The 621-nt window shown below is 60.9% G+C and carries 1 pseudogene; it reads right to left on the reverse strand.

Features of this window, described 5'->3' with window-relative positions:
- Positions 1 to 91 precede the first annotated feature (91 nt).
- Positions 92 to 621 (reverse strand): annotated as a pseudogene (locus tag ATO4_RS26735) (hypothetical protein); the annotation flags it as partial.

Here is a 621-nt window from a genome sequence, read left to right on the forward strand (position 1 = left end):
CTCTTAATCAGCGGGTCGTAGGTTCGATCCCTACATCACCCACCATCTAACTTCCTCATTATATTCAGATTATCTGGTGCCGCGCCGCCTTTCAGGTGGCGTCCGGTTTCCAATTCTGCTGATCGGTTTCCAATTCCCGTTCTGTTCCTGTTCCGAATCCCTGATGACGAACCTCGGCCCAGCGGCTCTCCAGAATCATCATTCCCGCCTTCGATAGCGTTCGGCTGCTGACCTCGCGGCCGTAGTGGCGAACCATCTGCTCGCTCATGTTCACGATGGCGCCGACCTGCGCCTCGGTGCAGCCGACTTCCAGAAGATTGATCACCGCGTTCTTGCGCAGGCCATGGAAGACGATGCGCTCGTCCCGGAAGCGCTCGAACTGCGGCTTGCGCATCAGCTTCTGGAACTCTGTCCGGAAGCCGTCAGCCGACGCATAGGGGCGGCCTCGTGCTCCGAGGTGGACCTGTACGGCATCGCCGCGAGGCGCCCGCTCAAGCCAGGGCCGATACTGCGAGTGGACGGGGATCCAGACGGTGTTCTTCGTCTTCTGCGCCCGAACCTCGATCAAGCCGTCCTTACTCGGCGGTCGCATGCCAATGACATCGCCCTGGCGCTGGCCGG

Source organism: Aurantimonas sp. 22II-16-19i, from assembly GCF_002088275.1.
Lineage (GTDB): Bacteria > Pseudomonadota > Alphaproteobacteria > Rhizobiales > Rhizobiaceae > Jiella.